23 protein-coding genes are annotated in these 24,755 nt (G+C 57.7%); 16 read left to right on the top strand and 7 right to left on the bottom strand.

What is annotated here, in order from left to right:
- The first annotated feature begins 43 nt into the window (after positions 1-43).
- The 3 genes from uvrD (at position 44) to corA (ending at position 3,514) form a co-directional block, all read left to right on the top strand.
- Entirely contained in the window at positions 44-2,206 is a 2,163-nt protein-coding gene (gene uvrD / locus ABIC80_RS22730) for a DNA helicase II (protein ID WP_042714303.1), read from the top strand.
- 148 nt (positions 2,207-2,354) lie between these two features.
- On the top strand, positions 2,355-2,411 hold the full coding sequence (ysgD, locus tag ABIC80_RS22725) for a YsgD/CorL family protein (RefSeq protein WP_353656052.1): 57 nt from the start codon (positions 2,355-2,357) through the stop codon (positions 2,409-2,411).
- Between the two features lie 152 nt (positions 2,412-2,563).
- Positions 2,564-3,514 carry a magnesium/cobalt transporter CorA gene (corA, locus tag ABIC80_RS22720; RefSeq protein WP_023479615.1) on the top strand — a complete coding sequence of 317 codons (951 nt, stop codon included), beginning with the start codon at positions 2,564-2,566 and terminating at the stop codon, positions 3,512-3,514.
- Between the two features lie 41 nt (positions 3,515-3,555).
- Here corA and ABIC80_RS22715 read toward each other — a convergent pair whose 3' ends face one another.
- The 4 genes from ABIC80_RS22715 to yigI form a co-directional block, all read right to left on the bottom strand.
- Positions 3,556-3,948: a DUF2628 domain-containing protein gene (locus tag ABIC80_RS22715; protein WP_139567411.1), complete on the bottom strand. Its 393-nt coding sequence runs from the start codon at positions 3,946-3,948 to the stop codon at positions 3,556-3,558.
- A 31-nt stretch (positions 3,949-3,979) separates the two neighbouring features.
- A complete protein-coding gene (locus ABIC80_RS22710) occupies positions 3,980-4,366 on the bottom strand; it encodes a hypothetical protein (RefSeq protein ID WP_076770420.1) in 387 nt (128 codons plus the stop codon).
- A gap of 148 nt (positions 4,367-4,514) precedes the next feature.
- The gene (gene rarD, locus ABIC80_RS22705) at positions 4,515-5,411 is read right to left on the bottom strand and encodes an EamA family transporter RarD (RefSeq protein ID WP_023479586.1); all 897 of its coding nucleotides are present in this window, start codon (positions 5,409-5,411) and stop codon (positions 4,515-4,517) included.
- Between the two features lie 55 nt (positions 5,412-5,466).
- A complete protein-coding gene (yigI, locus tag ABIC80_RS22700) occupies positions 5,467-5,934 on the bottom strand; it encodes an acyl-CoA thioesterase YigI (protein ID WP_023479602.1) in 468 nt (155 codons plus the stop codon).
- Between the two features lie 159 nt (positions 5,935-6,093).
- Here yigI and pldA point away from each other — a divergent pair, with 159 nt between their 5' ends.
- From pldA to rhtC, 3 genes are all read left to right on the top strand, one after another.
- Complete coding sequence (gene pldA / locus ABIC80_RS22695) at positions 6,094-6,963, top strand: phospholipase A (protein WP_313278087.1); 870 nt, start codon at positions 6,094-6,096, stop codon at positions 6,961-6,963.
- Positions 6,964-7,031: 68 nt separating this feature from the next.
- On the top strand, positions 7,032-8,858 hold the full coding sequence (gene recQ, locus ABIC80_RS22690; RefSeq protein WP_042714310.1) for an ATP-dependent DNA helicase RecQ: 1,827 nt from the start codon (positions 7,032-7,034) through the stop codon (positions 8,856-8,858).
- Between the two features lie 60 nt (positions 8,859-8,918).
- Positions 8,919-9,539 (top strand): threonine export protein RhtC, encoded by a 621-nt coding sequence (gene rhtC, locus ABIC80_RS22685; protein ID WP_279794860.1) that lies wholly within the window; start codon positions 8,919-8,921, stop codon positions 9,537-9,539.
- A gap of 220 nt (positions 9,540-9,759) precedes the next feature.
- On the opposite strand, the gene rhtB is transcribed toward rhtC, so the two are convergent.
- Positions 9,760-10,380, bottom strand: a complete 621-nt coding sequence (gene rhtB, locus ABIC80_RS22680) for a homoserine/homoserine lactone efflux protein (RefSeq protein ID WP_042714313.1) — start codon at positions 10,378-10,380, stop codon at positions 9,760-9,762.
- A 109-nt stretch (positions 10,381-10,489) separates the two neighbouring features.
- Here rhtB and pldB point away from each other — a divergent pair, with 109 nt between their 5' ends.
- From pldB to ABIC80_RS22665, 3 genes are all read left to right on the top strand, one after another.
- Positions 10,490-11,482 carry a lysophospholipase L2 gene (gene pldB / locus ABIC80_RS22675; protein ID WP_023479539.1) on the top strand — a complete coding sequence of 331 codons (993 nt, stop codon included), beginning with the start codon at positions 10,490-10,492 and terminating at the stop codon, positions 11,480-11,482.
- Positions 11,483-11,507: 25 nt separating this feature from the next.
- Complete coding sequence (gene yigL / locus ABIC80_RS22670) at positions 11,508-12,314, top strand: sugar/pyridoxal phosphate phosphatase YigL (RefSeq protein WP_429178635.1); 807 nt, start codon at positions 11,508-11,510, stop codon at positions 12,312-12,314.
- Between the two features lie 98 nt (positions 12,315-12,412).
- Positions 12,413-13,312 (top strand): carboxylate/amino acid/amine transporter, encoded by a 900-nt coding sequence (locus ABIC80_RS22665; protein WP_429178633.1) that lies wholly within the window; start codon positions 12,413-12,415, stop codon positions 13,310-13,312.
- Here ABIC80_RS22665 and metR read toward each other — a convergent pair.
- Positions 13,200-14,153, bottom strand: a complete 954-nt coding sequence (gene metR / locus ABIC80_RS22660; RefSeq protein ID WP_054803671.1) for an HTH-type transcriptional regulator MetR — start codon at positions 14,151-14,153, stop codon at positions 13,200-13,202. The genes ABIC80_RS22665 and metR overlap by 113 nt on opposite strands.
- A 234-nt stretch (positions 14,154-14,387) precedes the next feature.
- Between metR and metE the strand changes: the two genes are divergently transcribed.
- From metE to ABIC80_RS22640, 4 genes are all read left to right on the top strand, one after another.
- Entirely contained in the window at positions 14,388-16,649 is a 2,262-nt protein-coding gene (gene metE, locus ABIC80_RS22655) for a 5-methyltetrahydropteroyltriglutamate--homocysteine S-methyltransferase (RefSeq protein WP_429178631.1), read from the top strand.
- A gap of 129 nt (positions 16,650-16,778) precedes the next feature.
- Positions 16,779-17,756 (top strand): ABC transporter substrate-binding protein, encoded by a 978-nt coding sequence (locus tag ABIC80_RS22650; RefSeq protein ID WP_429178629.1) that lies wholly within the window; start codon positions 16,779-16,781, stop codon positions 17,754-17,756.
- 3 nt (positions 17,757-17,759) lie between these two features.
- Positions 17,760-19,469, top strand: coding sequence for an ABC transporter permease (locus tag ABIC80_RS22645; protein ID WP_429178627.1), 1,710 nt, complete (start codon positions 17,760-17,762; stop codon positions 19,467-19,469).
- Positions 19,457-20,485: an ABC transporter ATP-binding protein gene (locus ABIC80_RS22640; protein ID WP_429178625.1), complete on the top strand. Its 1,029-nt coding sequence runs from the start codon at positions 19,457-19,459 to the stop codon at positions 20,483-20,485. Before ABIC80_RS22645 ends, ABIC80_RS22640 begins: the two co-directional genes overlap by 13 nt.
- A gap of 23 nt (positions 20,486-20,508) precedes the next feature.
- Here ABIC80_RS22640 and ABIC80_RS22635 read toward each other — a convergent pair whose 3' ends face one another.
- Positions 20,509-21,315 (bottom strand): dienelactone hydrolase family protein, encoded by an 807-nt coding sequence (locus tag ABIC80_RS22635; RefSeq protein ID WP_139966942.1) that lies wholly within the window; start codon positions 21,313-21,315, stop codon positions 20,509-20,511.
- Between the two features lie 258 nt (positions 21,316-21,573).
- Here ABIC80_RS22635 and udp point away from each other — a divergent pair, with 258 nt between their 5' ends.
- From udp to ubiE, 3 genes are all read left to right on the top strand, one after another.
- Complete coding sequence (gene udp / locus ABIC80_RS22630) at positions 21,574-22,335, top strand: uridine phosphorylase (protein WP_042716347.1); 762 nt, start codon at positions 21,574-21,576, stop codon at positions 22,333-22,335.
- A gap of 132 nt (positions 22,336-22,467) precedes the next feature.
- Complete coding sequence (gene rmuC / locus ABIC80_RS22625) at positions 22,468-23,925, top strand: DNA recombination protein RmuC (protein WP_429178623.1); 1,458 nt, start codon at positions 22,468-22,470, stop codon at positions 23,923-23,925.
- Between the two features lie 66 nt (positions 23,926-23,991).
- Positions 23,992-24,747 carry a bifunctional demethylmenaquinone methyltransferase/2-methoxy-6-polyprenyl-1,4-benzoquinol methylase UbiE gene (gene ubiE / locus ABIC80_RS22620; RefSeq protein WP_023479593.1) on the top strand — a complete coding sequence of 252 codons (756 nt, stop codon included), beginning with the start codon at positions 23,992-23,994 and terminating at the stop codon, positions 24,745-24,747.
- The last annotated feature ends 8 nt before the right edge of the window (positions 24,748-24,755 follow it).

The following is a 24,755-nucleotide window of genomic DNA, read 5'->3' as shown; positions in this document are numbered from 1 at the left end:
ACCGGCGTTTTGTTCAATTCCTGATGACTACGCGACGGTACCTATGGACGTTTCTTATCTGCTCGACAGCCTCAATGACAAACAGCGCGACGCCGTAGCGGCGACACGCAGCAATATGCTGGTGCTGGCGGGAGCGGGAAGCGGCAAGACGCGCGTGCTGGTACACCGTATCGCATGGCTGATCACCGTAGAGAACTGCTCGCCCTTCTCGATTATGGCGGTCACCTTTACCAACAAAGCGGCGGCGGAGATGCGCCACCGTATCGGCCAGTTGATGGGCACCACCCAGGGCGGCATGTGGGTCGGCACCTTCCACGGGCTGGCGCACCGGCTGCTGCGCGCGCACCATATGGACGCGAAGCTGCCGCAGGATTTCCAGATCCTCGATAGCGAAGATCAGCTGCGCCTGCTCAAGCGTCTGATCAAAGCGATGAACCTTGATGAGAAGCAGTGGCCAGCGCGCCAGGCGATGTACTACATCAACGGTCAAAAAGATGAGGGCATTCGCCCGCACCATATTCAAAGCTTCGGCAATCCGGTGGAGCAGACCTGGCAGAAGGTCTACCAGGCCTATCAGGAGGCGTGCGATCGCGCCGGGCTGGTCGATTTTGCTGAGCTGTTGCTGCGCGCCCACGAGCTGTGGCTGAACAAACCGCATATTCTGCAGCACTATCGCGAACGCTTTACCAATATCCTGGTGGATGAGTTCCAGGATACTAACAACATTCAGTACGCGTGGATCCGCCTGCTGGCGGGCGATACCGGTAAGGTGATGATTGTCGGCGACGATGATCAGTCGATCTACGGCTGGCGCGGCGCGCAGGTGGAGAACATCCAGCGCTTCCTCACCGATTTTCCCGGCGCGCAAACCATTCGTCTTGAGCAGAACTACCGCTCTACCAGCAATATTCTGAGCGCCGCCAACGCCCTGATTGAGAACAACAATGGGCGTCTGGGGAAAAAGCTGTGGACCGAAGGGACCGCCGGCGAGCCAATCTCCCTCTACTGCGCGTTTAACGAGCTGGATGAAGCGCGTTTCGTGGTTAATCGCATCAAAGCCTGGCAGGACAACGGCGGCCAGCTGACGCAGTGCGCCATTCTCTATCGCAGCAACGCCCAGTCGCGCGTGCTGGAAGAGGCGTTACTGCAGACGAGCATGCCCTATCGCATCTATGGCGGCATGCGCTTCTTCGAACGTCAGGAGATTAAAGATGCGCTCGCCTATCTGCGCCTGATCGCTAACCGTAACGATGACGCCGCGTATGAGCGCGTGGTGAATACGCCGACGCGCGGCATTGGCGATCGCACTTTAGACGTTGTTCGCCAGACCTCCCGTGAGCGCCAGCTGACGCTGTGGCAGGCGACCCGCGAGCTGCTGCAAGAGAAAGCGCTGGCGGGCCGTGCGGCGGGCGCGTTGCAGCGTTTTCTTGAGCTAATCGACGCGCTGGCGCAGGAGACGGCGGATATGCCGCTGCATGTGCAAACCGACCGGGTGATCAGCGATTCCGGCCTGCGCGCGATGTACGAGCAGGAGAAGGGCGAAAAAGGCCAGACGCGAATTGAGAACTTAGAGGAGCTGGTCACCGCAACGCGGCAGTTCAGCTACAACGAAGAAGATGAAGATTTAATGCCGCTGCAGGCGTTCCTCTCTCACGCGGCGCTGGAAGCGGGCGAAGGGCAGGCGGACACCTGGCAGGACGCGGTGCAGTTGATGACCTTGCACTCGGCGAAGGGGCTTGAGTTCCCGCAGGTGTTTATTGTCGGCATGGAAGAGGGGATGTTCCCGAGTCAGATGTCCCTTGACGAGGGTGGTCGTCTGGAAGAGGAGCGCCGTCTGGCCTATGTCGGCGTCACGCGCGCGATGCAAAAACTGACCTTAACCTACGCAGAAACGCGTCGGTTGTATGGTAAAGAGGTTTATCACCGCCCTTCGCGCTTTATCGGCGAGCTGCCGGAAGAGTGCGTTGAAGAGGTACGTTTGCGCGCCAGCATCAGCCGCCCGGTCAGCCATCAGCGGATGGGCACGCCGGTGGCGCAGAGCGATACGGGCTATAAGCTTGGTCAGCGCGTGCGCCACGCCAAATTTGGCGAAGGCACGGTGGTGAATATGGAAGGCAGCGGCGAGCACAGCCGCTTGCAGGTGGCGTTCCAGGGGCAGGGTATTAAGTGGTTAGTCGCCGCCTATGCGAAGCTCGAAACCGTGTAACCTTCAGAAAAATATCATCATTTTGTAATATTCTGCTAGCCTTATACGCTGAAGGGCAAATATTGCTCTTTAGCGTTTCGTTGCGTGTTGACGCCTCCTGAGTGCTGGCGTAACATGCGCGCACGATCACGCTAAGAGGACATTCGCCTTGGACACACCCAGTAGATGCTGGCTCAATTTCCTGGATTTCAGGAACAACTCCTAAGGCTTTCTCCTCACGCTGATGGCCTTAGAGGTTGTCGGCGACCCGCTTTATCCCCGTCGCGCTGAGTCAGACTGTTTAATGGTCTGAAACCCCAATTGTTTCTTGTGTGCCCTGCGAACTGTCCGATATTTTTTGCATTGGGAGTCCCGGCCATGCTGAGCGCATTTCAACTGGAAAACAATCGTTTAAGCCGTCTTGAGGCTGACGAAATCAAACACCTCGCCAGCTCGGTTTGGGTGGATTTGGTCGAGCCGGACGATGATGAACGTACCCGCGTGCAAACGGAATTGGGCCAGAATCTGGCTACGCGACCTGAACTGGAAGACATCGAAGCCTCGGCGCGTTTTTTCGAAGACGAAGACGGTCTGCACATCCACTCCTTCTTCTTTTATGAAGATGCGGAGGATCACGCAGGCAACTCAACGGTAGCATTCACCATTCGCGAAGGGCGTCTCTTTACCCTGCGCGAGCGCGAACTGCCCGCGTTTCGTCTCTACCGTATGCGCGCCCGCAGCCAGGAGATGGTTGACGGCAACGCCTACGAGCTGCTGCTCGATCTCTTCGAAACCAAAATCGAACAGCTGGCGGATGAGATTGAAAACATCTACAGCGATCTGGAAAAGCTCAGCCGCGTCATTATGGAAGGGCAGCAGGGCGATGAGTATGACGAAGCGCTCTCAACGCTTGCGGAGCAGGAAGATATCGGCTGGAAAGTGCGGTTGTGTCTGATGGATACCCAGCGTGCGCTGAACTTCCTGGTGCGCAAAGCGCGTTTACCGGCGGGTCAGCTTGAGCAGGCGCGCGAGATCCTGCGCGATATCGAATCGCTGCTGCCGCATAACGAATCCCTGTTCCAGAAGGTGAACTTCCTGATGCAGGCGGCGATGGGTTTTATCAATATCGAGCAGAACCGAATCATCAAGATCTTCTCGGTGGTATCGGTGGTGTTTCTGCCGCCAACGCTGGTGGCATCAAGCTATGGGATGAACTTTGAGTTTATGCCTGAGCTGCACTGGAGCTTCGGCTACCCCGGCGCGATTATCTTTATGATCCTCGCCGGCCTTGCTCCCTACCTCTACTTCAAACGCCGCAACTGGCTTTGAGGCGATAAAAAAAGGTTCAGCCTGTGCTGAACCTTTTTTCTTTACAGGCCCCAGGTCTGGATGCCTTTAACCTTATATTCGTGATACCAGACATTCGTTCGCATCATGATAAGCATGGGTACGATAAAGGAGAGGAAAGGGAAACCTATAAGAGCGGCGACTAATAATCCCAGTACGTTCAGCCCAATAGAGGTCAGCGCTTTTTTCCACAGGCCCAGGATAAAGAGATAAATACAGCCGAAGAAGAATGCGTAGAAGTTTTGGTTAACAGTTACTTTCTCCCCAAATTTCATCTGCTTAAACGCTTGTTTCCACGCCGGAGTAGGACGCCAGAATCCGGGGTAACCATTCTTTTCAAAAAAGGCGAAGCGATATTTCCACGTATCGCTCAGCGATTCATCTTTCTGGTAGTCATAGTCGTTGATAGTACTCATTTTCCTCTCCTGAAAAATCCTGTCTTTTAAACTAATTAGCTGTTTTTACTTCCGTTGGCGCGAACATAAACATAAAAAATACCAGGCCGTCGAACCAAATATAGAGCTGAGCGCCGAGCAGCAGATATTCATCATCCAGCACGAAACCTGCCGCGGAGACCACTGGCGAAATGAGATAAACCAGGATCGACAAAATGACGACATAACGCCCCTTTAATCCACTATCCCGGCAGCGCTGCGCATTGATATTGATCTTCACCCACGTGTAAACCAGCAGGCAGAGCAGTGGCAGTATGGGAAGCTTCGCCACGCTAACCATGGCAATTAAAAAAACAATATGCAGAAGCATAAAAGTAAGGAAATAGGGCTTACGCGCGAGGCATGCCTTGCCTGTTGGCCAAAAAATCCTGCGGATCATTTTTCCGGGTCGTCCTGAATAGCGTAATAATAAAGCGGCGAACATACCATTCAGTAGATTAATATGCGACGCGACGATCGAATAACCCACGAATATTTGTAGGTAGCGGGCGGCAATTCCGCCCGCCTGATTTGTTCCCTAAGCGGAATTAGCGTGTTTTACGCAACGCGCGCTGGGTATAAAGGGCATCCATTACGAAGATCGCCAGTGCCACCCAGATAAAGCCAAAGGTCACCATCTTATCCGCGCCGGGATGCTCACCGTAAAAGGTCACCGCCAGCAGGAACATCAGCGTCGGGCCGATGTACTGAAAGAAACCGAGGGTTGAGAGGCGCAGACGCGTTGCCGCCCCGGTAAAGCAGAGCAGCGGCACGGTGGTCACCACGCCCGCCGCGATCAGCAGCAGATTGAGCGACAGGCTGTTTTGCGACATATGGCTGGTCGGGCTATCGGTAATACCGAACAGCCAGATGGCCGCCACCGGCAGTAACCATAAGGTCTCTATCAGCATGCCGGTTTGCGCCTCAACGGCGATTTTCTTTCGCAGCAGACCGTAAAAGGCGAAGCTAAAGGCGAGGCCAAGGGCAATCACCGGCAGCGAGCCAAAGGTCCAGAGCTGCACCAGCACGCCGAGCGCGGCGAGGATCACCGCCAGCCACTGCATACGACGAAAACGCTCGCCCAGGAAAAGCATCCCCAGCAGGATATTGACCAGCGGGTTAATAAAGTAGCCGAGGCTCGCTTCCAGCATATGGTTATGGTTGACCGCCCAGATAAACAGCAGCCAGTTACCGCCCACCAGCACCGCAGAGACTGCCAGCAGCAAAATCTTTTTCGGCGTTTGCAGCAGCGCTTTCACGCTCTTCCACTGGCGGCTTACGCTTATCAGCGCCAGCATAAAAAAGAAGGACCAGATGACGCGGTGAGTCAGGATCTCATCGGCGGGAACATACCAAATCACTTTGAAGTAGGCGGGCGCGATGCCCCAGATAAAATAAGCGGCGAGCGCAAGTAATACGCCAAGCCGCGTCTGCTTTGCATCCATCAGAAAGACTCGTTGCGAAAATGTAACCGCATGGTACCCGATTTCGCAGGCCTGCTCACCCCACCATATAGGTAGCGGTTGCGCTGGCGATATGCACCTGCTCCTCGTTATGTAACTCCACGCGTGCAACCGCGACCTTATTACCGGCACGTAACAAACTGCTGCTGGCAGTAAACCGCGTACCGCGGCCGGGTCGCAGATAATCAACACGCAGATCAATCGTCCCCATGCGCGCCAGGCGCTGGCGCAGCTCCTCTTCGCTAATGGTTTCATGGCGGGTGAGGGTGCTGCCGACGCATACCAGCCCGGCGGCGACATCCAGCGCAGAGGCAATCACTCCGCCGTGGAGAATGCTCTGCGCCCAGTTACCGACCATCATCGGCTGGTTATTGAAATGCAGTTCTGCGAAGGCTTTTTCATAGCGCCCCAGCTCCAGGCCTAACGCACGGTTGTAGGGCATGTGATAGACAAAAATCTCGCCCACCATTTGCAGGGCTTGATCGGCGGTAAGAACGGCTGACATATCAATCTGATCCGATGAGTTAATAGAGTGTTAATTTTATGCTCAATGTTTGTTGATTGCTACTTTAAGAGCGATAGACGAGCAGTGACGCAAGAAATATGTAGAATACGTGCGGATAAGACTATTAACTAACTCAACAATAATTCGGAGCTTAAACCGATGCGCACCTGGCCGGGGTATATTTTCGCAGTGCTGGCACTGCCGTTTATGGCACTCGCACAAGAAGCAACCATCAAAGAAGTTCATGATGCGCCCGTTGTGCGCGGCAGCATCATCGCGAATATGTTGCAGGACCACGATAATCCGTTCACGCTCTATCCGTATGAATCCAACTATGTGCTTTATACCGATACCAGCGATCTGAATAAAGAAGCGATCCGCTCCTACAACTGGGCTGACAACGCGCGTAAAGATGAAGTGAAGTTCCAGATAAGCCTGGCCTTCCCCTTCTGGCGCGGCATTCTCGGGCCAAACTCAGTATTAGGCGGCTCCTATACGCAAAAATCCTGGTGGCAGCTCTCCAACAGCGGCGAGTCTTCTCCCTTCCGTGAAACTAACTATGAACCGCAGCTGTTCCTCGGTTTCGCCACGGATTACCGATTTGCCGGTTGGACGCTGCGTGACGTGGAAGTTGGTTTCAACCATGACTCCAACGGCCGCTCCGATCCCACCTCGCGCAGCTGGAACCGTGCTTACACCCGCCTGATGGCGCAAAACGGTAACTGGATGGTGGAAGTGAAGCCCTGGTATGTCGTAGGCTCCACGGACGACAACCCGGATATCACCAAATATATGGGTTACTACCAGCTGAAAATCGGTTACGAAATTGGTGAAGCGATCCTCAGCGCGAAAGGGCAGTACAACTGGAATACCGGCTACGGCGGCGCAGAAATCGGCCTCAGCTACCCGGTAACCAAACACGTTCGCCTCTATACTCAGGTTTACAGCGGCTATGGCGAATCGCTGATTGATTATAATTTCAATCAGACCCGCTTCGGCGTGGGCGTGATGCTCAACGATCTGTTTTAAGGCATTGCAGTTTCAGTCACAGGCGCTGAAAATAGCGCCTGTTTTTATTTCAGGCAAATGGGGTCAATGTGGCGCAGGCGGAAGTATTGAATCAGGAATCGCTGGCTAAACAGGTTTTACAAGAGACCTTTGGCTACCAGCAGTTCCGCCCTGGCCAGCAGGATATTATCGACACCGTGCTTGGCGGTCGCGACTGCCTGGTGGTGATGCCGACCGGCGGCGGCAAATCGCTCTGTTACCAAATTCCGGCGCTGGTGCTGGAAGGGCTGACGGTCGTGGTCTCGCCGCTTATCTCGCTGATGAAAGATCAGGTCGACCAACTGCTCGCCAACGGCGTGGCGGCGGCCTGTCTCAACTCGTCCCAGAGCCGCGAGCAGCAGCTTGAGGTGGTAAACGGCTGTCGCAACGGGCAGATCCGTCTGCTCTATATCGCGCCTGAACGCCTGATGCTCGACAACTTCCTTGACCAGCTGCGTCAGTGGAACACGGTGCTTATCGCCGTCGACGAAGCGCACTGTATCTCCCAGTGGGGACACGATTTCCGCCCGGAATACGCCGCGCTCGGCCAGCTGCGCCATATGCTACCCAACGTGCCTTTTATGGCGCTTACCGCGACCGCCGATGACACCACGCGCCGCGATATTGAGCGTCTGCTCAGCCTTAACGATCCGCTGATTCAGGTCAGCAGTTTCGACCGCCCAAACATTCGCTACATGCTGATGGAGAAGTTTAAGCCTCTCGACCAGCTGCTGCGCTATGTGCAGGAGCAGCGGGGCAAATGCGGCATCATTTACTGCAACAGCCGGGCGAAAGTGGAAGATACCGCCGCGCGCTTACAGGGCCGGGGCTTCAGCGCCGCGCCTTATCACGCCGGGCTGGAGAACGAGGTTCGCGCGCGGGTGCAGGAGCAGTTCCAGCGCGATGACCTGCAAATTGTGGTCGCTACCGTCGCCTTCGGCATGGGTATTAACAAACCCAACGTCCGCTTTGTGGTGCACTTCGACATTCCGCGCAATATCGAATCCTACTACCAGGAGACCGGTCGCGCCGGGCGCGATGGCCTGCCCGCAGAAGCGATGCTGTTTTACGATCCGGCAGATATGGCCTGGCTGCGCCGCTGCCTGGAGGAGAAGCCCGCCGGGCCGTTGCAGGATATCGAGCGTCACAAGCTCAACGCGATGGGCGCCTTTGCTGAAGCGCAAACCTGCCGTCGCCTGGTGCTGCTCAACTACTTTGGCGAAGGGCGTCACGCGCCGTGCGGCAACTGCGATATCTGCCTCGATCCGCCGCGCCAGTACGACGGTTTGCAGGATGCGCAGAAAGCGCTCTCCGCCATCTATCGCGTGAACCAGCGCTTCGGGATGGGTTATGTGGTTGAGGTGCTGCGCGGCGCGAATAACCAGCGTATCCGCGAGATGGGCCATGACAAGCTGCCGGTCTACGGCATCGGGCGCGAGCAGAGCCACGAACACTGGGTAAGCGTCATTCGCCAGCTGATCCATTTAGGCTTCGCTATGCAAAATATCGCCCAGCACTCGGCGCTGCAACTCACGGAAGCGGCGCGTCCGGTTCTGCGCGGTGAGGTGCCGCTGATGCTGGCGGTGCCGCGTATGGTGACGCTGAAGCCGAAGGTGATGCAGAAGGCGGCGGTCGGCAATTACGATCGCAAGCTGTTCGCCAAACTGCGTAAGCTGCGTAAAGCGATCGCCGACGAAGAGAACATCCCGCCGTACGTGGTGTTTAACGATGCCACGCTGATTGAGATGGCGGAGCAGATGCCGCTTTCGCCGGGCGACATGCTGAGCGTCAATGGCGTCGGCACGCGTAAACTGGAGCGTTTCGGCCAGGAGTTTATGGCGCTGATCCGCGCCCATGTCGACGGCGATGAAGAGTAGTCAGCCTGCGGGAAAAGTGTCAGGATAGCCTTTCACTGAATCTTTTCTCGCGAGTTCGCTATGTTAACGCTCTTTCTCTCCGTCATGACAGTGCACTTCATTGCGCTGATGAGCCCCGGTCCTGATTTCTTCTTTGTTTCTCAAACTGCCGTCAGCCGCTCGCGCAAAGAAGCGATGCTGGGCGTGCTCGGCATCACCGCCGGTGTAATGGTGTGGGCAGCGGTCGCGCTGCTTGGCCTCAACCTGATCCTCGCGAAAATGGCCTGGCTGCATAGCATCATTATGGTCGGCGGCGGGCTCTATCTCTGCTGGATGGGCTTCCAGATGCTGCGCGGCGCGCTGAAGAAAGAGACGGCGAACAGCGATGCGCCGCAGGTTGAGCTGGCGGCGGGCGGCCGTAGTTTTGTGAAAGGCTTGCTGACCAACCTCGCGAACCCGAAAGCGATTATCTACTTCGGATCGGTCTTCTCGTTGTTTGTTGGCGACAGCGTCGGCGCTCACGCGCGCTGGGGCATCTTTGTGCTGATTGTGGTAGAGACCTTCGCCTGGTTTACGCTGGTTGCCAGCGTCTTTGCGTTACCGCGCGTGCGTCGCGGCTATCAGCGAATGGCGAAGTGGATCGATGGCGTCGCCGGTGCGCTCTTCGCCGGGTTTGGTATCCATCTGATTATTTCCCGCTGATGCGAATTGCCGGATGGCGCGTGCGCTTATCCGGCCTACAAAGGTCACTACCTGATTTTGCATATGCCGGATGGCGCTTGCGCTTATCCGGTCTACAAAGGTCACTACCTGGTTTTGCATATGCCGGATGGCGCTGACGCTTATCCGGCCTACAAAGGTCACCACCTGGTTTTGCGTAGGCCGGATAAGGCGCAGCCGCCATCCGGCAAACAGACCGCACTCACGCGTGCCTTGCTGACGCCAATAACGCCCCCACCAGCACAAACAGCGATCCGAACACTTTATTCAATGCCTTCATCTGATGCGGGCCTTTGATCCACCCCGCGATGCGCCGCGCCAGCGTGGCATAACCAATCATCACAATGATATCGACCACGATGGTCGTCGCCCCAAGCACAACATACTGCATCACCTGCGGCTGATTGGGCGCGATAAACTGCGGGAAGAGGGCGGCGAGAAACACAATGCTCTTCGGGTTGGTGAGGTTCACAAACACCGCACGTTTAAACAGCCGCCCGCGTGATTGCGTCTGCGCCAGGGTATGGAGATCGAGCGCGCCTGCGGCGCGCCACTGCTGAATACCGAGCCACACCAGATAGGCTGCGCCCGCCCACTTCAGCACCTCAAACGCCAGCACCGAGCGGGAAAAGAGCGTGCCCAGACCGATCCCGACCAGCACGATATGGATGCCCAGCCCGGTCTGCAAACCGGCAATTGAGGCTGCCGCGCCGCGATAGCCGTGGCTAATAGAGGTGGTCATGGTATTGATCGCCCCGGAACCGGGGGAGAGGCTTAAAATCAACGATGTCAGCAGGTAGGCGAACCACCACTCGAAGGTCATGAGAAATTCCCTGGTTGTCGGTTTTTATGCCACAATACGCCATTGTCTGTGGAATTTGCTATTGGTCACAAAAAAACGATTTTACATGGCTAAAAGGGGCAAAATCCCGATGTTTCGGCAAAAAAAGGCGTGGGAAAGCAGAGAAAAAGCGTTCGCCGCATTCACCATGGGTCCGTTAATGGACTTCTGGCGATCGCGTGAAGAGGACGTGTTTACCGGCGTGGACGACGTGCCGGTCAGTTTTGTTCGTTTTCGCGCCCAGAGTAACGATCGAGTGATCGTGATCTGCCCTGGCCGTATCGAAAGCTACGTAAAGTATGCCGAACTGGCTTATGACCTGTTCCACCTTGGTTACGACGTGCTGATTATCGATCACCGCGGCCAGGGTCGCTCCGGGCGCATGCTGCCCGATGCGCACCGCGGTCATGTGGTGAAATTTAGCGACTACGTCGAGGATTTAGCCGCCTTCTGGGAGCAGGAAGTTGCCAGCGGCCCGTGGCGTAAACGCTATATTCTGGCGCACTCAATGGGCGGCGCGATCTCAACGCTCTTTTTACAGCGCTACCCGCACGCCTGCGACGCCATCGCGCTCTGCGCGCCGATGTTCGGCATTGTTATTCACCTGCCGGATTGGGTGGTGCGTCCGCTGCTGGAGTGGGCTGAGAGCTACCCGAGCATCCGCGACGGTTACGCTATCGGCACCGGCAGCTGGCGTCCGCTGCCCTTCGCCATCAACGTGCTGACCCACAGCCGCGAGCGCTACCGCCGTAACGTTCGTTTCTACGCCGATGAACCGACCCTGCGCGTCGGCGGCCCAACCTGGCACTGGGTGCGCGAAGGCATTCTCGCGGGCGAACAGGCGCTGGCAGGGGTGGAAAAAGATGCCACGCCGACATTACTGATTCAGGCAGAAGAGGAGCATGTGGTCGATAACCGCATGCATCAGCGCTTCTGCGAACGCCGCGCCGCCGCCGGTCACCCCTGCGAAGGGGGGAAACCGCTGGTCATCGAAGGCGCGTACCATGAGATCCTTTTTGAAAAGGACGCCATGCGCTCAGTCGCGCTCAACGCCATCGTCGATTTTTTCGATCGACATAACTGATGATTTATTGAGGTTAAATTTTCTTATGTACCAGGTTGTTGCCTCTGATTTAGACGGTACGCTGCTCTCTCCCGACCACACACTGTCGCCTTTCGCCAAAGAGACCTTAAAACTGCTGACCGCGCGCGGTGTGAACTTTGTCTTCGCTACCGGCCGCCACCACGTTGATGTCGGGCAGATCCGCGATAATTTAGATATCAAAGCCTACATGATCACCTCCAACGGCGCGCGCGTGCACGATACCGACGGAAACCTGGTCTTCACCCATAACCTCGACCGCGATATCGCCGCCGATCTCTTCGGCATGATGCATAACGAGCCGGAGATCATCACTAACGTCTACCGCGACGATGAGTGGTTTATGAACCGCCACCGTCCGGATGAGATGCGCTTCTTCAAAGAGGCGGTGTTCAAATACGCGCTCTACGAGCCGGGTTTACTGGAGCCGGAGGGCGTCAGCAAAGTCTTCTTCACCTGTGACAACCACGAAAAACTGCTGCCGCTGGAGCAGGCGATCAACGCCCGCTGGGGTGACCGCGTCAACGTCAGCTTCTCCACTTTGACCTGCCTGGAAGTGATGGCGGGCGGCGTATCGAAAGGCCATGCGCTGGAAGCGGTAGCGCACGCGCTGGGCTACAGCCTGAAAAACTGCATCGCCTTCGGCGACGGTATGAACGATGCCGAAATGCTGTCGATGGCGGGTAAAGGCTGCATTATGGCCAACGCCCATCAGCGGCTGAAACAGCTCCATCCGGAGCTGGAAGTGATTGGCACCAACGCCGATAACGCCGTGCCGAAATACCTGCGCAAGCTCTACCTTGGCCAAGATTGACAACTGTTCGATAAATAAACAGTCGTCAACCAAATAGTCAAACTTTGTACACCTGAGTTCGCTACAATGCGTGTCCTTTCACTTGAGAGACATTCATTGTGGCGTTACTGATCATCACCACCATTCTGTGGGCCTTCTCGTTTAGCCTGATTGGCGAGTACCTTGCCGGGCATGTCGACAGCTACTTTTCGGTGCTGATGCGCGTCGGGCTGGCGGCACTGGTCTTTTTACCCTTCCTGCGCACACGCGGCCATAACCTGCAAACTATCGGCTTGTATATGCTGGTGGGTGCGCTGCAGCTTGGCATCATGTATCTGTTCGGCTTCCAGGCCTATCTCTACTTAACGGTCTCCGAGTTCCTGCTCTTCACCGTGTTCACCCCGCTCTATATCACGCTGATTTACGACCTGCTGAGCAAACGCAGGCTGCGCTGGAGCTACCTGCTGAGCGCCGGGCTGGCGGTGATTGGCGCGGCGATCATCCGCTATGACAAAGTGAGCGATCACTTCTGGACGGGGCTGATCCTCGTGCAACTGGCGAATATTAGCTTTGCGATTGGCATGGTGGGGTATAAGCGCCTGATGGAGACGCGACCGATGCCGCAGCACAACGCCTTTGCCTGGTTCTATCTTGGCGCGTTTGTGGTGGCAGCAGTAGCGTGGCTGATAATGGGCAACCCGCAGAAATTACCCACCACCACGTTGCAGTGGGGCGTGCTGGTGTGGCTGGGCGTCGTGGCGTCCGGGCTCGGTTACTTTATGTGGAACTACGGCGCGACGCAGGTGGATGCGGGCACGCTCGGCATCATGAACAATGTGCATGTTCCTGCGGGGCTGCTGGTCAATCTTGCCATCTGGCAGCAGCAGCCGCACTGGCCCAGCTTTATTATTGGTGGTGCGGTGATAATGGCTTCGCTATGGGTACATCGCCGTTGGGTCGCTCCGCGCTCCGCACAAACGGCAGATGATCGCAGGCGTGATTCCGCGCTGAGCGAATAAACGCTTCCGTTACCGGCTGACGCTGCTCGCCGTCGCGTACCGCGGCGTACAGCCGGCTCCACAATCCCTCGCCGAGGGTTTTGGTCACAATCAGACCCTGGCGCTCAAAACTCTCCACCACCCAGTGCGGCAGCGCCGCAATCCCCATGCGTGCGGAGACCATCTGAATCAGCAGCAGCGTGTTATCGACGCTTTTCAGCGACGGGCTGACGCCTGCCGGTTGCAGAAAGTGCCGCCAGATATCAAGCCGGCTGCGCTGCACCGGATAGATGAGCAGCGTTTCACTGGCGATATCTTCCGGCGTGATATGCGCCACTGCTGCCAGCGGATGATCCGGCGCCAGCACCAGTCGCACTTCAAAATCAAACATCGGCGAATAGTGCAGGCCGCTGCGCGGCAGAATGTCGGAGGTGAGCACCACATCCAGCTCGCCCTGTTGCAAAGCGGGCTGCGGATCGAAGGTAACGCCAGATTTGAAATCCATCTCCACCTGCGGCCAGCTCTGGCGGAAATTCTCAAGCGCGGGGGTCAACCACTGAATACAGCTATGGCACTCAATGGCGATGCGTAAGGTGGTTTGCTGCGGCTCATTGCAGGCTTGCAGCGCGCGGCTAATCTGCGGCAGCACCTGATTAGCCAGTTGCAGCAAAATTTCCCCCTGCGGCGTAAAACGCAGCGGCTGGCTTTTACGCACAAACAGACGAAAACCGAGGCGCTGTTCCAGATCGCTGAACTGATGGGAAAGGGCGGATTGCGTCTGGTGCAGCGTTGCCGCAGCGGCAGCCAGCGATCCGCTATTTCGTAACGCTTGCAGCGTTTTCAGGTGCTTAATTTCGATCATGAAACTCTTTCACTCCGGCATGAATATTTTACGCTTGAGGAATACACAGTACATTCACATTATGGATGTGTAAACATCTGGACGTCCAAATCCTGCGTCTTTCGAATTAACGGTGCGTTGGCTGCGCTCATTCACCCCGGTCACTTACTTCAGTAAGCTCCCGGGGATTCATGAACTTGCCGCCTTCCCTTAATCCGAAATCCTTTGGATTAACTAATTGAAGAGGCTAATAAAATGACAGTAATCAACCACACCCTCGGTTTTCCTCGTGTTGGTCTGCGTCGTGAGCTGAAAAAAGCGCAAGAGAGCTACTGGGCCGGCAACGCCAGCCGTGAAGAGTTACTGGCGGTGGGCCGCGAGCTGCGCGCTCGTCACTGGGAGCAGCAGAAAGAAGCGGGTGTCGATCTGCTGCCGGTCGGCGACTTCGCCTGGTACGACCATGTTCTGACCACCAGCCTGCTGCTTGGCAACGTGCCGGCTCGTCATCAGAACAAAGACGGCTCTGTCGATATCGATACCCTGTTCCGCATCGGTCGTGGTCGTGCGCCGACCGGCGAACCGGCGGCAGCAGCGGAAATGACCAAATGGTTTAACACCAACTACCACTACATGGTGCCGGAATTCACCCAGGGCCAGCAGTTCAAACTCACCTGGACCCAACTACTGGACGAAGTAGACGAAGCGCTGGCGCTCGGCCACAACGTCAAGCCGGTGCTGCTTGGCCCGGTCACCTACCTGTGGCTGGGCAAAGTCAAAGGCGAGCAGTTCGACCGCCTGAGCCTGCTGAACGATATTCTGCCGGTCTACCAGCAGGTGCTGGCAGAGCTGGCGAAACGCGGCGTCGAGTGGGTGCAAATTGACGAACCGGCGCTGGTGCTGGAGCTGCCGCAAGCCTGGCTTGATGCCTTTAAACCGGCTTACGACGCGCTGAGCGGCCAGGTCAAACTGCTGCTGACCACCTATTTTGAAGGCGTTACGCCGAACCTCGATACCATTACTGCGCTGCCGGTGCAGGGGCTGCATGTTGATCTGGTTCACGGCAAAGATAACGTTGCGGAGTTGCATCAGCGCCTGCCGGCCGACTGGCTGCTCTCTGCCGGGCTGATTAATGGCCGTAACGTCTGGCGCGCCGATCTCACTGAGAAGTACGCGCAGATCAAAGAGCTGGTCGGTAAACGCCCGCTGTGGGTTGCCTCCTCCTGCTCGCTGCTGCACAGCCCCATCGATCTGAGCGTAGAAACCCGCCTCGATGAAGAGGTGAAAAGCTGGTTCGCCTTCGCCCTGCAAAAATGCCAGGAGCTGGCGCTGCTGCGCGATGCGCTCAACAGCAGCAATACCGACAAACTGGCGGAGTGGAGCGCCCCGATTCAGGCGCGTCGCCACTCAACCCGCGTGCACAACACCGCCGTTGCGAAACGCCTGGCGGCGATCACCGCACAGGACAGCCAGCGTCAAAGCCCCTACGCCGAACGCGCTCAGGCGCAGCGCGCCCGCTTTAATCTGCCAGCATGGCCGACCACCACTATCGGCTCCTTCCCGCAAACCACTGAAATTCGTGGCCTGCGTCTGGATTTCAAAAAGGGCAACCTCGACGCCAATAACTACCGCACCGGTATCGCGGAACATATTAAACAGGCGATTGCCGAGCAGGAGCGCCTGGGGCTGGACGTGCTGGTGCATGGCGAAGCCGAGCGTAACGACATGGTCGAGTACTTCGGTGAAAACCTCGACGGTTTCGTCTTTACGCAAAATGGCTGGGTGCAGAGCTACGGCTCCCGCTGCGTAAAACCGCCGGTCGTCATCGGTGATGTCAGCCGTCCGCAGCCGATTACCGTTGAGTGGGCGAAGTATGCCCAGTCGCTGACCGATAAACCGGTCAAAGGGATGCTTACCGGCCCGGTGACCATTCTCTGCTGGTCCTTCCCGCGTGAAGATGTCAGCCGTGAAACCATCGCCAAACAGATTGCGCTGGCGCTGCGTGATGAAGTGGCGGATCTGGAAGCTGCGGGTATTGGCATCATCCAGATTGATGAACCTGCCCTGCGCGAAGGGTTACCGCTGCGTCGCAGCGACTGGGATGCCTATCTGCAATGGGGTGTTGAAGCCTTCCGCCTTAACGCCGCAGTGGCGAAAGATGAGACGCAGATCCACACCCACATGTGTTACTGCGAGTTCAACGACATCATGGACTCTATCGCCGCGCTGGATGCCGACGTTATTACCATCGAAACCTCCCGTTCCGACATGGAGCTGCTGGAGTCCTTCGAAGAGTTCGAATACCCGAACGAAATCGGGCCGGGCGTGTATGACATTCACTCGCCAAACGTCCCGAGCGTTGAGTGGATCGAGGCGCTGTTGCAGAAAGCCGCGCAGCGTATCCCGGCAGAGCGTCTGTGGGTCAACCCGGACTGCGGCCTGAAAACCCGCGGCTGGCCGGAAACGCGCAGCGCGCTGGCGAACATGGTAAAAGCCGCGCAGAACCTGCGTCAGCAGTAATCAGCCTTACCGCGCCGCTGTTAAAAACGGCGGCGCGTCATTGCCTTAGCGCACCTTATCCCGCCTTCGTAACATGATTGTCAAACTCCCTTGTTTTAATCGTCGCAACGAAAACAGCGGGAGAGATCCATGAATAACAAACGTGTGCTGGCAGCAGTTGTGCTGGCTCTCATCAGTGCCTCGTCATGGGCAAAATCAACCTTAACGCTCTATACCAGCCAGCCGAATGACGATGCGCAGATGACCGTCAGCGCCTTCGAAAAAGCGCACCCGGATATTGAAGTGAAGTGGATCCGCGACGGCACCAGCAAGCTGATTGCCCGCTTGCAGGCAGAGTTAGCCGCCGGAAGCGCCGCGCCGGATGTGCTGCTGATTGCCGACAGCGTGACCATGGAATCACTCAAAAAACAGAACCTGCTGGCAGCTTATAAATCGCCTGAAGCTGTGCGCTTCGACCCGCAGCTGTTTGATCAAGAGGGCTATTACTACGGTACCAAAGTGATCACCACCGGTATTGCCTACCACACCAAAGCGCCGCTCAAACCGACCTCATGGCTGGATCTGCTCAAACCTGAAGTGAAAAACATGACCACGCTGCCGAGCCCGCTTTACTCCGGCGCGGCGCAGATCCACCAGGCGACGCTGATGAACGACCCGGCGCTCGGCTGGCAATACTACGAAAAACTGAAACAGAACGGTGCGATGCCGCAAAGCGGCAATGGTGCGGTGATGAGCGCCATCGCGTCCGGCAGCAAAGCCTATGGCGTGCTGGTGGATTACCTGGCGATCCGCGAAAAAGCCAAAGGCGCGCCGGTTGAGTTTCTCTTCCCGAAAGAGGGCGTAAGCGTTGTTACCGAACCGGTAGCGATGATGAAGGGAACCGAGAACCCGCAAGGGGCGAAAGAGTTTATCGATTTTGTCCTCTCGGACGCGGGTCAGAAACTGGTGCTGCAACAGGGTTACCTGCCTGCGGATGCGACGTTGCCGGTGCCGAAAGGCTTCCCGCCGCGTGACAGTATCAAACTGATGCCGTTTGATGCGGCGAAAGCGCTGGCCGAGACCGAGGCGAATAAAAAACGCTTCGCCGATCTCTTCGGTAACCGTTAAACGATGAGTAGCGCAATCGTGCCGAACAGCAGCGGCGGCGCAACCAAAGGGCTGCTCTGGCTGTTGCTGTGCCTGGTGGCGCTGCTGAGCCTGTTGCCCAGCCTGCGGCTACTGCTCTCGGCGCTGGTTGACTGGCGGCAGGGGAGTGACAGCAGCCTGTGGCGCGTGCTCAGCAACCCGGCAACCTGGCTGGCGCTCTGGCACAGCCTTTACACCAGCGGGCTTGGCACACTGCTGTCGCTGCTGCTCGGTAGTCTGTTCGCCTTCTGCCTGGCGCTGACCAACATCCGCCTGAAACAGATGTGGGTGTTTCTGTTTATGTTGCCGATGATGATCCCGCCGCAGGTCACGGCCCTAAGCTGGCTGCAACTCTTCGGCCCCGGCAGCATTCTGCTTAACAGCCTCGGTATCGCGCCAGGGTTTGGCAGCAGCAACCCGCTCTACTCGCCGGAAGGGATTGCGCTGCTGCTTGGCATTCAGCATGCACCGCTGGTGTTTCTCGCGCTGCGTACGCAACTGCGCGCGCTGCCGCAGGAGCATATTGAAGCGGCGAGGCTTAACGGCGCATCATTATGGCGCGTGTTTATCGATATTGTGCTGCCGCTGTGCCGCACCGCGCTGTGGGCCGGGGCGGCCATCGCTTTTGTCTCGGCGCTGGGCAACTTCGGTATTCCGGCAATGCTCGGCATTCCCATCTCCTATTTCGTGTTGCCGATCCATATCTACCAGACGCTGGCAAGCTTCGGCCCCTCAATGCTCAATGACGTGGCGGCGCTCTCGCTGCTGATGGGCGTGCTGGCGATTGGCATTGTGATGCTCCAGAGCCGGATGCAGCGGCGCTATGCCTTACCGCTGATTGGCACAACCGGGCGCGCGATCGCCTTCAGGCTGGGAAGCGGGCGGCTGGCCGTTGAAGTGCTGCTCGGCGCAGTGCTGTGCGCGATCCTGCTTGCGCCCCTGCTGGCGCTGATCGCCACGTCGCTGGTGCCGACGCTCGGCGTGCCGCTGAACAGCGAGACCTTCACCCTCACCGCCTGGCACAACCTCTTCACCGGGCAGAGCGCTACGGCGCGCGCCCTCGGCAACAGTTTTCTGCTATCAGTTTCAGCCGCGCTGGTGCTGATGCTGGTTAGCCTGCCGCTGGCGTGGCTGCTGGTGCGCTACCCGAACCGCCTGCTGCGCGGTTTGCACAGCATAATTGATATTCCCTACACGCTGCCGGGCGTGGTGCTGGCGATCGCCTGCATTCTGCTCTTCGCCCGCCCGCTGCCGCTGCTTGATATCGCGCTCGGCGGCACGCTGACGATTATCTTTTTGGCCTATCTGGCGCGCTTTCTGACGGTCTGCTTGAAGCCGGTGCACAGCAGCATGCTGCAACTTGACCCGGCGATGGAGGAGGCGGCAAGCCTGGCGGGCGCGGCCTTCGGCCAGCGTCTGCGTCATATCGTCTTACCACTGCTGGCCCCGGCAGCATTCGCCGGTGCGCTGCTGGTGTTTCTTACGGCGGTGAATGAGTTAACCGTTTCGGCGCTGTTATGGAGCGCGGGAAAGGAGACCATCGGCGTGGTGATTTTCAACCTTGATGAGAGCGGCGATAAGGTGCTGGCCTCGGCGCTCTCCGTGCTGGTGGTGGCGCTGGTCGCACTGGTGATGCTGCTGCTCGGCGCGCTCGGGCGCTATCTACCGAAAGGAGTGATCCCATGGCAGAACTGAAGCTCGAACGGCTCAGCAAAGTGTTTGGCGAGCAGGCGGTGGTGCGGGATCTGACCTTAACGCTGCCGCAGGGCGCGTTTACCGCGTTGTTAGGCCCCAGCGGCTGCGGCAAAACCACCACGCTGCGCATTCTCGCCGGGCTGGAGACATTAAGCGACGGGCGTTTGCTGCTGGGTGAACGCCTGCTGGCGGATAAAAGCCACCATACGCCGCCGGAACAGCGCGATATGGGGATGGTATTCCAGTCCTATGCCCTGTGGCCGCATATGACGGTGGCAGAGAATGTCGGTTATCCACTAAAGCTGCGCAAAGTAAACGGTGCCGCGCGGCAAAAACAGATAATGGCGGCGCTGGAGGTGGTTGAACTCGGGGCGTATGCCGGGCGTGCGCCCCACGAACTTAGCGGCGGACAGCGCCAGCGTGTTGCGCTGGCCCGCTGCCTGGTCTCTGAGCCGCAAGTGGTGCTGCTGGATGAGCCATTAGCCAATCTCGACAGGCACCTGCGCGCCACCATGGAGCAGACGTTTCGGGAGTTTCATCGCCGTACCGGTGCCACTTTTGTCTATGTCACCCACGATCAGGCAGAAGCGATGGCGCTGGCGAGCCATATTGCGGTGCTGCACCAGGGCGAGTTGATGCAGTGGGGCGCACCGCAGGATCTCTACCAGCAGCCGAAAAGTGGCTGGGTCGCGCGCTTTATTGGCAAGGGCAGCGTGCTGACGCTGGCGACGCCCGCCGGAGATCAAAAGCTGGACAGCGCCTCGCTGCATCATGGCTTATCCCAGAGCGGGTATGGCGCGCAGCAACCGGTGCTGGTGCGCCCGGAGCATGTGCAGATTGCCGGGGAAGGGTTAAGCGCGCAGGTGGAGAGCTGTATTTATCAGGGCGAGCGCTATTTGCTGGCGCTACGTTTAGCGGACGGGCAGGGGCTGACGGCGTTTCATCACGCCGCGCTGCAACCGCAGCAGCCAGTCTGCGTGCGTTTACTACAGGGTTGGAAGCTGGAGGCGGCATAGGGAGCCGCCTCCGTGCTTGAAGACTACTTTTTCGCGTACTGCGCAAACCACGCCAGCATGCGCTGCCAGCCGTCGGCGGCAGATTCCGCATGGTAGCTTGGGCGATAGTCGGCATTGAAGGCGTGACCCGCTTCCGGGTAGACGATGATCTCCGCGTTGGCATTCGCCGCGCGCAGCGCCTGGCGCATCGTCTCCACGCTCTCCTGCGAGATACCGGTATCCTGCGCGCCATAGAGGCCGAGCACCGGCGCGGTCAGATCGGTGGCGATATCGACCGGGTGTTTCGGCGAATTCAGGGTTTTTTCGCCCGTCAGCTTGCCATACCACGCCACCGCCGCTTTCAGCTGCGGGTTGTGCGCCGCGTAGAGCCACGCAATGCGGCCGCCCCAGCAGAAGCCGGTCACCAGCAGTTGATGGGCGTCACCGCCGTTGCGTGCCGCCCAGTTGGCGACGTGGTCGAGATCGGCCAGCACCTGCGCATCCGGCACTTTGCTGACCAGCCCGCTAAAGAGCGTGGGGACGTCGGCAAAATCATTCGGATCGCCCTGGCGGAAATAGAGCTCCGGCGCGACGGCAAGATACCCCTCCAGCGCCAGCCGGCGGCAGATATCGCGAATATGTTCATGGACGCCAAAAATCTCCTGCACGACGATAACAATCGGCAGCGGGCCCTCGGCATCTTTTGGTCGGGCGTGATACGCGGGCATGGTGTCGCCCTGCGTTGGAATGGAAGTTTCGCCTGCGATCAGCCTCTCTTCCGGCGTGTGAACCGTGGTTGACGCAAGCGGTGAAGCCGCAGGCGCAAAGCCCGGCTGTTTGGTGGTGGTCATGAGATTCTCCCTACCCTTTATTAGCGCTCCCCTAACTATAGTCATGAAGACCAGGGCATGCGCAATCGCCGTGCGCAGGCTATCTTTGCTGCTGAGTTAGCGGGCATAACGTGTTAGTGTGACGAAAGTCACTATTTTATGGAAATTGAGTGCAATCAATTTCATTCATGGTGACAGCAGTCACGAAAACAAGCGCGTGGCTTCTGTAAAGTACCGTTTTACCTCCCCCCGATAATACCGACCACAGAGGAGTCTGTTATGTCCAAGTCTGATGTTTTTCACCTCGGCCTCACTAAAAACGATTTACAAGGGGCTACCCTGGCCATCGTCCCTGGCGATCCGGAGCGAGTGGAAAAGATCGCCGCGCTGATGGATAAGCCGGTCAAGCTGGCCTCTCACCGCGAATTCACCAGCTGGCGCGCCGAGCTGGATGGCAAAGCAGTGATCATCTGTTCTACCGGTATCGGCGGTCCTTCTACTTCCATCGCCGTTGAAGAGCTGGCGCAGCTGGGCATCCGCACCTTCCTGCGCGTCGGTACCACCGGCGCGATCCAGCCGCATATCAACGTCGGCGATGTGCTGATCACCACCGCCTCCGTGCGTCTTGACGGTGCCAGCCTGCACTTTGCCCCGATGGAGTTCCCGGCGGTGGCTGATTTTGAGTGCACCACGGCGCTGGTGGCCGCAGCCGATGCGATTGGCGCGACTAAACATATCGGCGTGACCGCCTCGTCTGACACTTTCTACCCGGGTCAGGAGCGTTATGACACCTTCTCCGGCCGCGTGGTGAAAAGCTTTAAAGGCTCGATGGAAGAGTGGCAGTCAATGGGCGTAATGAACTATGAAATGGAGTCCGCTACGCTGCTGACCATGTGTGCAAGCCAGGGGCTGCGCGCCGGGATGGTTGCCGGGGTGATCGTTAACCGCACCCAGCAGGAGATCCCGAACGCGGAAACCATGAAGAAGACCGAAAGCCACGCGGTGAAAATTGTGGTCGATGCCGCGCGTCGACTTCTGTAATCCCGCTTCCAGATTTACAAGGCCGACGCGTTCGGCCTTTTTTATTTGCGTAATGCCTCGCAGAAAAGCCCTTCCAAACTGGACGTTTATACAGCACAATCCCGACGGAATGGGTGATGAAGAGGGAGCGGAATGGAGAGTTCAATCATCGTACTGGCAGCCGTGGCGCTGGCAGGGTTACTGGTCGGCTGGCTGGCCGCAAGCTGGCGCGGTGCGCAGCAGCAGGCGGAGTTGCTCGCCGAGCAGCGCGATGTCTTCAGTGAACTGAGCGCCGCCCGCCAGCAGATCGCCCAGAATAGCCACTGGCGCGAAGAGTGCGAGCTGCTCAATAACGAACTGCGCAGCCTGCAACATATCAACAGCTCGCTGGAAGCGGATCTGCGTGAAGTCACCACCCGGCTTGAATCCACCCAGCTGCATGCGGAAGAGAAACTGCGCCAGATGCACAGCAGCGAGCAGCGTCTGAGCGAGCAGTTTGAAAACCTCGCTAACCGTATTTTCGAGCAGAGCAACCGTCGCGTTGACGAACAGAACCGCCAGAGCCTCAATGGCTTACTCACCCCGCTGCGCGAGCAGCTCGACGGTTTTCGCCGTCAGGTGCAGGAGAGCTTCGGCCAGGAGGCGCGCGAACGACACACTCTGGCGCATGAGATCCGCAACCTCCAGCAGCTGAATGCCCAGATGGCGCAGGAAGCCATCAACCTCACCCGCGCGCTGAAAGGCGATAACAAAACCCAGGGCAACTGGGGCGAAGTGGTGCTGACTCGCGTGCTTGAAGCCTCCGGCCTGCGCGAAGGGCATGAGTATGAGACCCAGGTCAGCATGGAGAACGAGAGCCGCGCGCGCGCGCAGCCGGACGTGATTGTGCGCCTGCCGCAGGGCAAGGACGTGGTGATCGATGCCAAAATGACGCTGGTGGCCTACGAGCGCTACTTCAACGCCGAGGATGAGTTTTCCCGCGAAGCGGCGCTGCAGGAGCACATCACCTCCGTGCGCGGTCATATTCGCCTGCTGGGAAGGAAAGATTATCAGCAGCTCTCCGGCCTGCGCAGCCTGGATTACGTCCTGATGTTTATCCCGGTGGAGCCCGCCTTCTTAATCGCCCTCGACAGGCAGCCGGAGCTGATTACCGAGGCGCTGAAAAACAACATTATGCTGGTCAGCCCGACCACGCTGCTGGTTGCCCTGCGCACCATCGCCAACCTGTGGCGTTACGAGCACCAGAGCCGCAACGCGCAGCAGATCGCAGAGCGGGCGAGCCGCCTGTATGACAAAATGCGCCTCTTCGTCGACGATATGACCGCGATTGGCCAGAGCCTGGAGAAGGCGCAGGATAACTACCGCCAGGCAATGAAAAAACTGAGCTCAGGGCGCGGCAACCTGCTGGCGCAAACTGAGGCATTCCGTGGCCTTGGCGTCGAGATCAAGCGCGAGATTAATCCGGAATTGGCCGCGCAGGCGCAGGAGCAGGACGAAGAATTTCGTCTGCGGGCAGGACAAGACGCGTTTAACGATCATAATCAAGACAAGGGATTAGATATGGCGACGCCGCCCGAAGAGGCTGCGGCGAAGGCCTCTTCGGGCGGTTGAAACGTAGGGCAATCGCGTCCAATCTGATACACTTCATCAACAAATCCTTAAATAGCAGGCACTAAGATGGCGGAAGATTCAAAAGAGACAACACACTTTGGTTTTCAGACCGTCGCCAAGGAAAATAAAGCCGATATGGTGGCGCATGTTTTCCATTCGGTTGCGTCAAAATACGATGTGATGAACGACTTAATGTCGATGGGCATCCACCGCTTATGGAAGCGATTTACCATCGATTGCAGCGGCGTGCGCCGTGGGCAGAAAGTCCTCGATCTGGCGGGTGGCACCGGCGATCTCACCGCAAAATTTTCTCGTCTGGTTGGCGAAACCGGCCAGGTTGTGCTGGCGGATATCAACGAGTCGATGCTGAAGATGGGCCGCGAAAAGCTGCGCAATCTCGGTGTTATCGGCAACGTTGAATATGTGCAGGCGAACGCCGAAGCGCTGCCATTCCCGGACAACACTTTCGACTGCATCACCATCTCCTTCGGTTTGCGTAACGTTACCGACAAAGAGAAAGCGCTGCGCTCCATGTTTCGCGTGCTGAAGCCGGGCGGCCGTCTGCTGGTGCTGGAGTTCTCCAAACCGGTTATCGAGCCGCTGAGCAAAGCCTACGATGCTTACTCCTTCCACGTTCTGCCGCGCATTGGCCAGATGGTGGCTAACGATGCGGAGAGCTACCGTTACCTGGCTGAATCCATCCGTATGCATCCCGATCAGGACACCCTGAAAGCGATGATGCAGGATGCTGGTTTTGAAAACGTCGATTACTACAACCTGACCGCCGGTATTGTTGCCCTGCACCGTGGCTACAAATTCTGACAGGAGTG

It is taken from the genome of Kosakonia sp. 1610 (assembly GCF_050435845.1).
Taxonomy (GTDB): Bacteria; Pseudomonadota; Gammaproteobacteria; order Enterobacterales; family Enterobacteriaceae; genus Kosakonia; species Kosakonia cowanii.
This window is presented reverse-complemented; position numbering and strand designations above follow the sequence as displayed.

Excerpts from the sequence above, each read along its gene's own strand:
- pldA (WP_313278087.1), top strand. The coding sequence starts at position 6,094 with ATGCGCACCTGGCCGGGGTATATTTTCGCAGTGCTGGCACTGCCGTTT.
- rhtC (WP_279794860.1), top strand. The coding sequence starts at position 8,919 with ATGTTAACGCTCTTTCTCTCCGTCATGACAGTGCACTTCATTGCGCTG.
- udp (WP_042716347.1), top strand. The coding sequence starts at position 21,574 with ATGTCCAAGTCTGATGTTTTTCACCTCGGCCTCACTAAAAACGATTTA.
- ABIC80_RS22640 (WP_429178625.1), top strand. The coding sequence starts at position 19,457 with ATGGCAGAACTGAAGCTCGAACGGCTCAGCAAAGTGTTTGGCGAGCAG.
- ABIC80_RS22635 (WP_139966942.1), bottom strand. The coding sequence starts at position 21,315 with ATGACCACCACCAAACAGCCGGGCTTTGCGCCTGCGGCTTCACCGCTT.
- rhtB (WP_042714313.1), bottom strand. The coding sequence starts at position 10,380 with ATGACCTTCGAGTGGTGGTTCGCCTACCTGCTGACATCGTTGATTTTA.
- ABIC80_RS22645 (WP_429178627.1), top strand. The coding sequence starts at position 17,760 with ATGAGTAGCGCAATCGTGCCGAACAGCAGCGGCGGCGCAACCAAAGGG.
- pldB (WP_023479539.1), top strand. The coding sequence starts at position 10,490 with ATGTTTCGGCAAAAAAAGGCGTGGGAAAGCAGAGAAAAAGCGTTCGCC.
- ubiE (WP_023479593.1), top strand. The coding sequence starts at position 23,992 with ATGGCGGAAGATTCAAAAGAGACAACACACTTTGGTTTTCAGACCGTC.
- ABIC80_RS22715 (WP_139567411.1), bottom strand. The coding sequence starts at position 3,948 with ATGAGTACTATCAACGACTATGACTACCAGAAAGATGAATCGCTGAGC.
- yigL (WP_429178635.1), top strand. The coding sequence starts at position 11,508 with ATGTACCAGGTTGTTGCCTCTGATTTAGACGGTACGCTGCTCTCTCCC.
- metR (WP_054803671.1), bottom strand. The coding sequence starts at position 14,153 with ATGATCGAAATTAAGCACCTGAAAACGCTGCAAGCGTTACGAAATAGC.
- ABIC80_RS22650 (WP_429178629.1), top strand. The coding sequence starts at position 16,779 with ATGAATAACAAACGTGTGCTGGCAGCAGTTGTGCTGGCTCTCATCAGT.
- yigI (WP_023479602.1), bottom strand. The coding sequence starts at position 5,934 with ATGTCAGCCGTTCTTACCGCCGATCAAGCCCTGCAAATGGTGGGCGAG.
- ABIC80_RS22710 (WP_076770420.1), bottom strand. The coding sequence starts at position 4,366 with ATGATCCGCAGGATTTTTTGGCCAACAGGCAAGGCATGCCTCGCGCGT.
- rarD (WP_023479586.1), bottom strand. The coding sequence starts at position 5,411 with ATGGATGCAAAGCAGACGCGGCTTGGCGTATTACTTGCGCTCGCCGCT.
- corA (WP_023479615.1), top strand. The coding sequence starts at position 2,564 with ATGCTGAGCGCATTTCAACTGGAAAACAATCGTTTAAGCCGTCTTGAG.
- metE (WP_429178631.1), top strand. The coding sequence starts at position 14,388 with ATGACAGTAATCAACCACACCCTCGGTTTTCCTCGTGTTGGTCTGCGT.
- uvrD (WP_042714303.1), top strand. The coding sequence starts at position 44 with ATGGACGTTTCTTATCTGCTCGACAGCCTCAATGACAAACAGCGCGAC.
- rmuC (WP_429178623.1), top strand. The coding sequence starts at position 22,468 with ATGGAGAGTTCAATCATCGTACTGGCAGCCGTGGCGCTGGCAGGGTTA.